The following is a 10,459-nucleotide window of genomic DNA, read 5'->3' as shown; positions in this document are numbered from 1 at the left end:
GGTTCACCCGGGTCACGCACGAGCTGCGCGACGCCAACATCGCGGTGGGTCGCATCCGGAGCATGTTCGACCCGCTGCTCGAGGCGCTGCCCAACCTCGGCATCCTGCTGGTCATCGTGCTGGGTGTCGGGCGGGTGGCCAGCGGTGCTGCCGACCCCGGCGACGTGGTCCAGGTCGCCTACCTCTTCACGGTCGTGGCGTTCCCCGTGCGGGCGATCGGCTGGGTGCTCGGCGAGCTCCCGCGCAGTGTCGTCGGCTGGGAGCGGGTGTCGTCGGTGCTCGAGGCCGAGGGATCCATGGCCTACGGCTCGCGGACGCTGCCCGGCACGGGACCCGTCGCGCTCGACGTCGACGGCGTGACGTTCGGCTTCGCCGATCCTTCGACAGGCTCGGGAACCGCGGCCAAGGACGTCCTGCGCGGCATCGACTTCGAGATCGAGCCCGGCAAGGTCGTCGCGGTGGTCGGGGCGACCGGCAGCGGCAAGAGCACCCTGACGTCGCTGCTTACCCGTCTCGTCGATCCTCAGCACGGTGCGATTCGCGTCGACGGGCACGACATCCGCGAGCTCACCCACAGCGAGCTCGCCAAGGCGATCGCGGTGGTCCCGCAGGCCACGTTCCTGTTCGACGACAGCGTGCGCGAGAACGTCACGCTCGGTGGCGACTTCACGGACGAGGAGGTCTGGGCCGCTCTGCGTACGGTCCAGGCGGAGGCGTTCGTGGCCAACCTCCCGGCCGGCCTCGAGGCCGAGCTGGGGGAGCGCGGCACGACGCTGTCGGGCGGCCAGCGCCAGCGCCTGTCCCTGGCCCGCGCGCTCGTACGCCGGCCGCGCCTGCTGGTGATGGACGACGCCACGAGCGCGGTCGACCCCGAGGTCGAGCAGCGCATCCTCAAGGCGCTCGCCGCCCACACGGCCGACGACGACGGCCCGACGGTGCTCGTCGTGGCCTATCGCAAGGCGACGATCGCGCTGGCTGACGAGGTCGTCTTCCTCGACGAGGGCGTCATCGCCGATCGCGGCAGCCATGCCGACCTCGTGGCGCGGTCCGCCGACTACCGCGACCTCGTCAACGCCTACGACCATGCCCGGGAGGTGGAGTCATGAGCACCGACACGCAGACCGACCGGCTGACCGGTGTCGCGATCATGCGTCGCGGGCTCTCGCTGTCGCCGGCGATCAAGGACGGCCTCGGGCTGACCCTCGTGCTGGCGATCCTCAGCACGATCGGCGGGTCGGTCGTGCCGATTGTCATCAAGGAGACCGTCGACTCCGGCCTCGGCGAGGGCAACGGCACCGAGCTGAGCGACGTCGCTCCATACCTCCTGGCCGCTCTCGGCGTGATCGTCGTGTCCGGGCTGCTGGCCTACTGGATGCGCGTACGCCTGTTCGTGGCCAGCGAGCGCGGACTCGCCCAGCTGCGCGTCGACGCGTTCCGGCACGTGCACGACCTGTCGATGCTGACGCAGAACGCCGAGCGTCGCGGCGTGCTGGTCTCGCGGGTGACCTCCGACATCGACCAGGTCTCGCAGTTCCTGCAGTTCACCGGCATCATGATGGTCGTCAGCCTGGGCCAGATCCTCATGGCGACGGCGATCATGGCCTACTTCTCGTGGCAGCTGACGATCGTGGTGTGGGTCTGCTTCCTGCCGCTGGGCATCAGCCTCAAGTACTTCGCCGAGCGGCTCAGCCGGGCCTACGACATCGTGCGCCGCACCGTCGGCGAGATGCTCGCGGTCATCGCCGAGCCCGTCGTCGGCGCCTCCGTCGTACGCGCCTACGCGATCGAGCGTCGCACCCAGCAGCGGGTCGACGACGGCATCGCCCGCAACCTCGACGCCAATGTGCGTGCGCAGAAGCTCGTCGCCGTCACATTCGCCTCCGCCGGCGTGGCGGGTGGACTCGCCAATGCGGCGGTCATCGCGTTCGGCGTGGCGATCGGCCTGTCCGGGCAGCTGTCGATGGGCACCGTCATCGCGTTCGCCTTCCTCGTCGGCCTGTTCGTCGGTCCCGTCCAGATGGCCACGCAGGTCCTGACCGACGCCCAGAACGCGATCGCGTCGTGGCGCCGGGTCATCGAGCTGCTCGACACGCCGGCCGATGTCGTCGACCCCGGCGAGGCCGGCACGACGTTGCCGAGCGGCTCGCTCGGCGCCCGCTTCGAGGGGGTGACCTTCGCCTACCCCGGCGGGCCCGACGTGCTCAAGGACGTCAACGTCGAGATCCCACCCCAGCAGCGGGTCGCCGTCGTGGGCGAGACCGGATCGGGCAAGACCACGTTCGCCAAGCTGCTGACTCGCCTGATGGACCCCACTGCCGGCGTCGTACGCCTGGGCGAGACCGACATCAGCAGGGTGTCGTTCGACGACCTGCGCAAGCACGTCCTGATGGTGCCGCAAGAAGGCTTCCTGTTCGACGCCACGCTGCGCGACAACCTGCTCTACGGCAAGAAGGATGCGACCGAGGCCGAGCTGCTCGGCGTCTTCGCCCGGCTCGGCCTGACCGACTGGTACGCCTCGCTCCCGCGGGGTCTCGACTCCCAGGTCGGCCAGCGCGGCGAGTCGCTGTCGGCGGGGGAGCGCCAGCTCGTCGCCCTCGTACGCTCCGCGCTCGCCGACCCCGAGTTCATCGTGCTCGACGAGGCGACCAGCGCGGTCGACCCCCAGACCGAGCTGCGGGCCACCCGGGCGCTCGAGCGGCTGCTCGACGGCCGGTCCAGCGTCACGATCGCGCACCGCCTCTCCACGGCCGAGAACGCCGACCGCGTCCTGGTGTTCGACGCCGGCCATCTGGTCGAGGACGGCACTCATGACGAGCTGGTCGAGCTCGGCGGCGTCTACGCCCGCCTGCACGCGAGCTGGGTCGCCCAGGCGTCGCTGGCGAGCCACCACCCGGTCGTCGATCCGGTGTGATCCCACCTGAGACACTGGTGGGCGTGAGCTCCCTCGACCCCGCCATCGCCGCGCGCCTCAAGCGCGATGCCGATGGCCTCGTGACCGCCGTGATCCAGGATGCCGAGAGCCGCGACGTGCTCATGGTCGGCTGGATGGACGACGAGGCGCTCCACCGCACCCTGACGACGGGCCGCGGCACCTACTGGAGCCGCAGCCGCCAGGCGTACTGGGTCAAGGGCGAGACCTCTGGCAACACCCAGGCCGTGCGCGAGGTCCGGCTCGACTGCGACGGTGACACGCTGCTCGTGCTGGTCGACCAGACGGGTCCCGCCTGCCACACCGGTACCCACACCTGCTTCGACGGGGACCAGCTGTTGTGAACACCCGCCGCCTCTACGGACCGGTCGTGCTCGGCACGCTCGCCGCCGGCGGTCTGGCGTTCTTCGCCGCGTCACGCACCTGGGCCCATGTCCGGATCGCCACCGACGGCCTGCCGACGGACTCCGTCGACGTCACCGGCGCCGATGCGCAGCCGCTGGTCTCGGCGCTCGCGCTGGTCGTCGTGACGGCAGCACTGGCCGTGTTGGCCGCATCCCCACGCGTACGTCGCGTGGTCGGCGGGTTCACGGTCCTGATCGCCCTGACGGCGGCGGTCGTCGTGCTGCTCGGCGGCTCCTCGCTCGACAACGCGGTCGATCATGCCGTCGAGGCGTCACCCGCCTTCACCGGCACAGGTGACCACGACTTCACGACGTCGGCATGGAAGTACGTCACGGCACTCGCCTTCGTGATCGCTGCGCTGCTGGGCGGCGTCACGGCGAAGCTCGGAGCGAGCTGGCCGACGATGAGCAGCCGCTACGACGCCCCCGCGGCACGCCCCGCGGCCGCGGCTCCGCAGTCCGACGCCGAGATGTGGAAGGCGTTGGACGAGGGTCGCGATCCCACCCAGTAGTCTGAGCGCAGATCACGACCACCGAGGAGACAACACCCATGCACGGATCATCGCCCGCCGCCTGGACCGCCGTCCTGCTGTGCCTCGCCGGCATCACGATCGGCGGCGTCGCTCTGATCCCCGACCCGCACTGGGTCTGGTTCACGGTGGGCTGCGTCATCACCCTCGGCTCAGGCCTCGTCGGCCTTGTCATGTCGGCTGCGGGTCTCGGCGTGGACCGCGCCGAACACGCCGAGCACTGAGCGGCATGACCGAGCCCCCGCAGTACCCCAGCTATCCGGGTTCGGACGAGCCGCAGGAGCCGGGGCAGCAGGCACCTGTGGGACAGCAGCCTCCGCCGCCGCCCGGCTACGGGCAGGCGCCGCAGGGTCAGCCCGGCTACGGCCAGCCGGCGTACGGGCAACCCGCGTACGGGCAACCCGCGTATGGTCCGCCGGGATACGGCTACGCCGCGCCACCCCGCAACAGCGGCAAGGCGACGTGGGCGATGATCACCGGCATCGTCTCGATCGTCCTGTGCTACCTCGGTGTCTTCGTCGGCCCCGTCGCGATCGTGCTCGCGGTCATGGCCAAGAAGGACATCAAGCTGAGCAACGGCGCGCAGACCGGTGAGGGCATGGCGACCGCCGGCCTGGTCACCGGCATCATCGGCACGGTCGTGTGGTTGGCGGTCGATGTCCTGGTCATCGTCTCGGTGGCAGTGGGCGGGTGACCGTGATGCCGAGGCTCGATGCTGACCACCGCGTGACGGTGACCAGTCTCCGCGCCCCGGCACTCGTCGGTGCAGCAGGTCTGGGCGCCGCCGTGCTGCTGCACTTCCACGACCCGCACGACTCGGGGTCCTACGGTTACTGCCCGTTCCTGCAGCTGACCGGCAAGCCGTGCCCCGGCTGCGGCGGCCTGCGGGCGGTCAACAACCTGACCCGCGGCGATGTCATCGGCGCCATCAGCAGCAACGTCCTCGCGGTCGCCCTGGTCGCCGTCCTCGCGGTCGCCTGGGTGCTCTGGGTGGCGCGCCGGCTGCGCGGCAGGGTCGACCCGATGATGGTGCTCAACCTGAAGGCGGGCTACGCCATGATCGGCGTGCTGGTGGTGTTCGGCATCCTCCGCAACACGCCGTGGGGCTCCTGGCTCGCTCCCTGACCGCTACGGCGCCACGGGCTCGCCCTGGAACCGCCTGAAGGCGTAGGCGCCGGCGAGCGTGATGATCGGGATCGCGGCAAGAAGACCGACGAGGCAGAGCAACGTTCCGGCCAGGAGCACGAGGACTGCGAGCAGCCCGGTGAGCAAGGCGTCGCCGAAGTTGCGCCCCACGAGGGAGAAGCTCGATCCGATCGACTGGACCGGATCCTGGTCCTTGTCGACCACGAAGTAGATCGTGAAGTAGGCGAAGATCGAGAAGATGAGGCCGGGCAGGACGCACAGCGCGAATCCGATCGTGCTCAGCACGCTGAGCAGCAGTCCGGTGATGAGCACCTTGACGATGTCGAGCGCGCCGAACGCTCTGCCGATGTCGAAGTTCCCACCGTCGACCACGTCGAGCGCACCCCGGGTCAGCATCGCCACCAGGATGTAGACGAACGTGCCGGTGACGGCCTGCGCCACCAGGGAGGCGACCGTCGCGCCCGCGTCGAAGTCGAAATCACCACCGGGCGCGAAGTAGCTCGGCGACGGAGCAATGACTTCCGACAGGATTCCGAGCACCAGCCCGCCCACGAAGACGATCAACGTCGCGGCGATCATGACGCCGGCGTTGTCCTTGAACTTGCGCCAGCCGTAGCCGATCGCGTCGGGCGCGCTGTAGGGCGCTGCTCCATAGCCACCCGGTGCGGGTGGGTAGCCGCCTGGCGGCGGTGGCGGATAACCACCCTGGGGCGGCGGTGGTGTCGAGCCGTAGCTCGGAAGGTCACCGGAGGACGGGTTGGGTTCGCCCGGGTACGGGGGTGGCTCGTTCGTCATGCCGTGAGCATAGAGGCGCGTGCCCGCGATGCACAGGCTTTCTCGTTCAACCCAGGAAGTAGGGCGACATCAGCCACGAGACGAGCACGAGCACGATCGTGGTGGCCCCGATCGTGAGTCCGACGACCGCGGTCATGTCGCCGCCTTCGGCGCCCTTCGAGTCCCTGATCTCGCGTCGGGCGTACAGGCCGGACGTCACCGACGGGACGGCGAGGACGAACGCCAGGAACGGGTGGATGAACAGGCAGGGGAACGCCACGGCACCGAGGATGACGCTGGCGATCGCCTTGCTGTTGGTCGGCGGCCCGGCCCCGCCCTCGGGCGAGCCCGAAGGCGGGGTGGGCTCAGCGGGCATCAGGCGTTGATCGTCGACAAACGTACGAGCAGGAAGATGACCCAACCCACGATGCCGATGATGCCGAGGATGAGGCCGGCCTTCGCCTGACCGGCGCCCGGCTGGGCGCCACCGGTGGCGGCGATCTCCGACTTGGCCTGGTTGGAGAGGACGATGGCGACGGGACCGAGGACCACGCCGCAGCAGAACAGCGAGATGATGCCGGTGATCATCGACCACAGCGCCTTCTTGTTGCTCTCCGGCGGTGCGCCGTAGCCACCCGGCGCAGGCGGTGGATAGCCACCCGGCGGCGGTGGCGGGTAGGACCCCGGCGGCGGTGGCGGGTAGGACCCCGGCGGCGGCTCCGGCGTCGAGCCATAGCTCGGCAGCGGCGGTGGGTTCTGAGGGTTGTTGGTGGACGGGTTGGGTTCGCCCGGGTAAGGGGGCGGATCATTCGTCGTCATGCGGAGAGCATAGTGACAACGCGACACCTGGGAACCCCTGCATGACGTGACTTCCTCCGGGGATACTCTTGAACAAGTCCATCGCGCGTCAGAGGAGGTTCCGTGTCCGTACTCGACGAGATCCTGGCCGGCGCCGCCGAAGACCTCCGCGATCGCATGGACCAGGTCTCCCTCGACGAGCTCAAGGCCCAGGCCGCTCGCCAGAAGGAAGCCCTCGACCCGATGCCGGCGTTCCGAGGCGACGGAGTGTCGGTCATCGCCGAGGTCAAGCGGGCCAGCCCCAGCAAGGGCGAGCTGGCCGCGATCAAGGACCCGGCCGGGCTGGCATCGGACTATGCGGCCGGTGGTGCCGCGGCGATCAGCGTGCTCACCGAGCAGCGCCGGTTCGGCGGGACGCTCGACGACCTGCGGACCGTACGCGCGAACGTCGACATCCCGGTGCTGCGCAAGGACTTCATCACGACCTCCTACCAGCTGTGGGAGGCACGCGCGGCCGGCGCCGACATGGCCCTGCTGATCGTCGCCGCCCTCGAACAGCTCGCCCTCGAGAGCCTCATCGAGCGGGCCCGCTCGATCGGCCTCACCCCGCTCGTCGAGGTGCATGACGAGGCCGAGGTCGAGCGCGCGGTCGATGCCGGCGCCGACCTGATCGGCGTCAACGCCCGCAACCTCAAGACCCTCGAGATCGACCGCGGCACGTTCGAGCGGCTCTCGCCCCTCATCCCCGACGGCGTCGTCAAGGTCGCCGAGTCGGGCGTACGCGGACCCCACGACGTCATCGAGTACGCCAAGAGCGGCGCGCACGTCGTCCTCGTCGGTGAGACGCTCGTACGCGGCGACGATCCCCGGGCGACTGTCGCGGATCTCGTCGCAGCAGGAGCGCACCCCGCCCTGCAGCACCGGTGGTAAAGGCAAGTCGCGTCGAAACAGTTCGCACGCACCCACCAGCCGCCTAGACGACCCCACTGCTCCAGGAATGAATCGACATGACCTACGCGCAACCTGACCCGACCGGGCACTTCGGACGCTTCGGCGGCCGGTTCATGCCCGAAGCACTCATCGCCCCGCTCGACGAGCTCGACCACGCCTGGACCGACGCCAAGGCAGACCCGGCGTTCATGGCCGAGCTCGACCGCATGCTGCGGGAGTACGCCAACATCCCCAGCCCGCTGTACGAGGCCCACCGCTTCTCGGAGGCGGCCGGTGCCCGCATCCTGCTCAAGCGCGAGGACCTCAACCACACCGGTGCGCACAAGATCCGCAACGTCATCGGTCAGGCCCTGCTCGCCAAGCGCATCGGCAAGCCCCGCGCGATCGCCGAGACCGGCGCCGGCCAGCACGGCGTCGCTTCGGCGACGGCGTGCGCCTACCTCGACCTCGAGTGCGTCGTCTACATGGGCGAGCTCGACACGCAGCGCCAGGCGCTCAACGTCGCGCGCATGAAGATGCTCGGTGCCGAGGTCGTCCCGGTCACGACCGGCAGCCGTACGTTGAAGGACGCGATCAACGAGGCGCTGCGCGACTGGGTCGCCAGCGTCGACACGACGTCATACCTGTTCGGCACCGCGGCGGGTCCGCATCCGTTCCCGAGCATGGTGCGCGACCTGACCCGGGGCATCGGCGACGAGGCGCGGGCCCAGGTCCTCGAGCTGACCGGCTCGCTGCCCGACGCCGCGGTGGCCTGCGTCGGCGGCGGTTCCAACGCGATCGGCCTGTTCACGGCGTTCATCGACGATGCCGACGTCAGGCTCGTCGGCATCGAGGCGGGCGGCGACGGCGTCGAGACCGGGCGTCACGCCGCGACCATCACGGGTGGCGATGTCGGTGTCCTGCACGGCGCGCGCTCATTCCTGCTGCAGGACGAGGACGGCCAGACGATCGAGTCTCACTCGATCTCCGCGGGACTCGACTACCCCGGTGTCGGCCCGGAGCACTCGTTCCTCGCCGACACGGGCCGCGCGTCGTACGTGCCGGCGACGGACGCCGAGGCGATGTCGGCGTTCGACCTGCTCTGCAAGACCGAGGGGATCATCCCGGCGATCGAGTCGGCGCATGCCCTCGCCGGCGCCCTCGTCCTGGCCAAGGAGCTCGGCCCCGACTCGACGATCCTGGTCAACCTGTCAGGTCGTGGCGACAAGGACGTGCACACCGCGGCGGAGTACTTCGGGCTGATCGAGGAGCCCGTCGTCCTCGAGCAGGGGAGCGAAGAATGAGTTCGATCGACGAGCTGTTCGTGCGTACGCGCGCGGCCAACCGTGCGGCGCTGGTGGGCTACCTGCCGGCCGGATTCCCGTCCAAGGAGCTCTCGATCAAGGCGATCGAGGCGATGGTCGAGGGCGGGGTCGACCTGGTCGAGGTCGGCCTGCCCTACAGCGACCCCGTGATGGACGGCCCGACGATCCAGGCCGCCGCCGACCAGGCGCTGCGCGCCGGCACACGTACGACCGACGTGATCGACGTCGTGCGCGCCAGCGCAGCGACCGGCGCCCCGACGGTCGTCATGACGTACTGGAACCCGGTCGAGCGCTTCGGCGTCAACCGGTTCGCCGAGGCTCTCGCCGACGCCGGCGGAGCCGGCCTCATCACGCCCGACCTGATCCCCGACGAGGCCGCCGAGTGGTTTGCCGCCTCGGAGCAGTACGGACTCGACCGGATCTTCCTGGTCGCGCCGTCGTCGACGGACGAGCGGCTCGCGATGACGGCCGAGGCGGCAAGCGGGTTCGTCTACGCGACGGCGGTCATGGGAGTCACCGGAGCCCGCGAACAGACCAGTGCGCTGGGCCCCGAGCTCGTCGCGCGGCTGCGCAAGGTGACGGACAAGCCGGTCGGTGTCGGGCTGGGCGTGAGCAACGGCGACCAGGCGCGCGAGGTCGCCGCGTTCGCCGACGCGGTGATCGTGGGGTCCGCCCTCGTACGCTGTCTGCTGGATGCCGAGGACGAGTCCGCCGGGCTCGAGGCGATCCGCCGGTTGGCCCAGGACCTGCGCGCCGGCGTCGAGAGGACCTAGTCACGTGAGCTTCGTGTCATACATCCCCAGTCCGTCCGAGGGCGTCTGGGACATTGGTCCGATCCCGCTGCGGGCGTACGCGCTCGGGATCATCATCGGCGCGTTGGTCGCGATCTGGATCGGCGAGAAGCGCTTCCAGGCACGCGGCGGCCGCGAGGGCCTGATCGGTGACGTCGCGATCTGGGCGATCCCGTTCGGCATCGTCGGTGCTCGGATCTATCACGTGGCCACCGACCCTGAGCTCTACTTCGGCGATGGCAAGAACCCCGTCGACGCGCTCAAGATATGGGAGGGCGGCCTCGGCATCTGGGGCGCCGTCGCCGGCGGGGCGGTCGGCACATACATCGCCTGCCGACGCTACGGCGTCTCGTTCTCCTCGGTGGCCGATGCGCTGGCTCCCGGGCTGCTGGTCGCGCAGGCGATCGGCCGCATCGGCAACTACTTCAACCAGGAGCTGTTCGGCAAGCCGACGACCCAGCCGTGGGGCCTGGAGATCGACGCGGACCACCGCCCCGACGGCTACTCGCAGTTCGCGACGTTCCATCCGACGTTCCTCTACGAGCTGCTGTGGAACCTCGCCGCCGCTGCGCTGATCGTCGCGATCGATCGCAAGGTCAAGCTCACCGGCGGACGGGCGTTCGCGCTCTACGCGATGCTCTACACGTCCGGCCGGGTGTGGATCGAGGCGCTGCGCATCGACACCGCCAACCACATCGGCCCGTTCCGGCTCAACGTCTGGACCTCGATCATCGTGTTCGCTGTGGCGGCGGCGTACTTCATCGCGACCCGCAAGCGGGGACAGACCGATCAAGTGGCCGAAGAGCCCGTGGACGAGAAGAACGACGAGTCT

General features: G+C 69.8%; 14 protein-coding genes. 11 read left to right on the top strand and 3 right to left on the bottom strand.

What is annotated here, in order from left to right; all coding sequences use genetic code 11:
* The 7 genes from V6M46_RS08235 to V6M46_RS08205 all read left to right on the top strand — a co-directional run.
* A partial coding sequence (locus tag V6M46_RS08235) for an ABC transporter ATP-binding protein (protein WP_332663651.1) occupies positions 1-1,106 on the top strand: 1,106 nt, incomplete at its 5' end.
* Entirely contained in the window at positions 1,103-2,911 is a 1,809-nt protein-coding gene (locus V6M46_RS08230; RefSeq protein WP_332663649.1) for an ABC transporter ATP-binding protein, read from the top strand. The genes V6M46_RS08235 and V6M46_RS08230, both read left to right, overlap by 4 nt.
* A 23-nt stretch (positions 2,912-2,934) precedes the next feature.
* On the top strand, positions 2,935-3,273 hold the full coding sequence (gene hisI / locus V6M46_RS08225; protein ID WP_332663647.1) for a phosphoribosyl-AMP cyclohydrolase: 339 nt from the start codon (positions 2,935-2,937) through the stop codon (positions 3,271-3,273).
* Complete coding sequence (locus tag V6M46_RS08220; protein ID WP_332663645.1) at positions 3,270-3,845, top strand: Trp biosynthesis-associated membrane protein; 576 nt, start codon at positions 3,270-3,272, stop codon at positions 3,843-3,845. The genes hisI and V6M46_RS08220 overlap by 4 nt, the downstream gene beginning before the upstream one ends.
* 38 nt (positions 3,846-3,883) lie before the next feature.
* A complete protein-coding gene (locus V6M46_RS08215) occupies positions 3,884-4,087 on the top strand; it encodes an HGxxPAAW family protein (RefSeq protein WP_332663643.1) in 204 nt (67 codons plus the stop codon).
* A 5-nt stretch (positions 4,088-4,092) separates the two neighbouring features.
* Positions 4,093-4,557, top strand: a complete 465-nt coding sequence (locus V6M46_RS08210; RefSeq protein ID WP_332663640.1) for a DUF4190 domain-containing protein — start codon at positions 4,093-4,095, stop codon at positions 4,555-4,557.
* A gap of 38 nt (positions 4,558-4,595) precedes the next feature.
* The gene (locus tag V6M46_RS08205; RefSeq protein ID WP_332663638.1) at positions 4,596-4,988 is read left to right on the top strand and encodes a DUF2752 domain-containing protein; all 393 of its coding nucleotides are present in this window, start codon (positions 4,596-4,598) and stop codon (positions 4,986-4,988) included.
* Between the two features lie 3 nt (positions 4,989-4,991).
* Here V6M46_RS08205 and V6M46_RS08200 read toward each other — a convergent pair whose 3' ends face one another.
* From V6M46_RS08200 to V6M46_RS08190, 3 genes are read right to left on the bottom strand one after another with little or no spacing between them, the layout of a single operon-like run.
* Positions 4,992-5,804, bottom strand: coding sequence for a hypothetical protein (locus V6M46_RS08200; protein WP_332663636.1), 813 nt, complete (start codon positions 5,802-5,804; stop codon positions 4,992-4,994).
* Between the two features lie 46 nt (positions 5,805-5,850).
* Positions 5,851-6,159, bottom strand: coding sequence for a DUF4190 domain-containing protein (locus V6M46_RS08195; RefSeq protein ID WP_332663634.1), 309 nt, complete (start codon positions 6,157-6,159; stop codon positions 5,851-5,853).
* On the bottom strand, positions 6,159-6,602 hold the full coding sequence (locus V6M46_RS08190) for a DUF4190 domain-containing protein (protein WP_332663632.1): 444 nt from the start codon (positions 6,600-6,602) through the stop codon (positions 6,159-6,161). The genes V6M46_RS08195 and V6M46_RS08190 overlap by 1 nt, the downstream gene beginning before the upstream one ends.
* Before the next feature lie 102 nt (positions 6,603-6,704).
* Between V6M46_RS08190 and trpC the strand changes: the two genes are divergently transcribed.
* The 4 genes from trpC to lgt form a co-directional block, all read left to right on the top strand.
* Positions 6,705-7,511, top strand: coding sequence for an indole-3-glycerol phosphate synthase TrpC (gene trpC, locus V6M46_RS08185; protein ID WP_332663630.1), 807 nt, complete (start codon positions 6,705-6,707; stop codon positions 7,509-7,511).
* Positions 7,512-7,588: 77 nt separating this feature from the next.
* Positions 7,589-8,815 (top strand): tryptophan synthase subunit beta, encoded by a 1,227-nt coding sequence (gene trpB / locus V6M46_RS08180; RefSeq protein WP_332663628.1) that lies wholly within the window; start codon positions 7,589-7,591, stop codon positions 8,813-8,815.
* Positions 8,812-9,609 (top strand): tryptophan synthase subunit alpha, encoded by a 798-nt coding sequence (gene trpA / locus V6M46_RS08175; protein WP_332663626.1) that lies wholly within the window; start codon positions 8,812-8,814, stop codon positions 9,607-9,609. Before trpB ends, trpA begins: the two co-directional genes overlap by 4 nt.
* A gap of 4 nt (positions 9,610-9,613) precedes the next feature.
* Positions 9,614-10,459: prolipoprotein diacylglyceryl transferase (lgt, locus tag V6M46_RS08170; protein WP_332663624.1), on the top strand; the 846-nt coding region annotated here is incomplete at its 3' end.

The sequence above is a fragment of the Aeromicrobium sp. genome (assembly GCF_036676885.1).
Lineage (GTDB): Bacteria > Actinomycetota > Actinomycetes > Propionibacteriales > Nocardioidaceae > Aeromicrobium.
The sequence above is the reverse complement of the archived record's forward strand: the minus strand, read 5'-3'. Positions and strand labels throughout refer to the sequence as shown.

Coding starts and splice junctions, on each gene's coding strand:
- V6M46_RS08195 (WP_332663634.1), bottom strand. CDS start 6,159: ATGCCCGCTGAGCCCACCCCGCCTTCGGGCTCGCCCGAGGGCGGGGCC.
- V6M46_RS08190 (WP_332663632.1), bottom strand. CDS start 6,602: ATGACGACGAATGATCCGCCCCCTTACCCGGGCGAACCCAACCCGTCC.
- trpA (WP_332663626.1), top strand. CDS start 8,812: ATGAGTTCGATCGACGAGCTGTTCGTGCGTACGCGCGCGGCCAACCGT.
- V6M46_RS08230 (WP_332663649.1), top strand. CDS start 1,103: ATGAGCACCGACACGCAGACCGACCGGCTGACCGGTGTCGCGATCATG.
- V6M46_RS08200 (WP_332663636.1), bottom strand. CDS start 5,804: ATGACGAACGAGCCACCCCCGTACCCGGGCGAACCCAACCCGTCCTCC.
- V6M46_RS08215 (WP_332663643.1), top strand. CDS start 3,884: ATGCACGGATCATCGCCCGCCGCCTGGACCGCCGTCCTGCTGTGCCTC.
- trpB (WP_332663628.1), top strand. CDS start 7,589: ATGACCTACGCGCAACCTGACCCGACCGGGCACTTCGGACGCTTCGGC.
- V6M46_RS08210 (WP_332663640.1), top strand. CDS start 4,093: ATGACCGAGCCCCCGCAGTACCCCAGCTATCCGGGTTCGGACGAGCCG.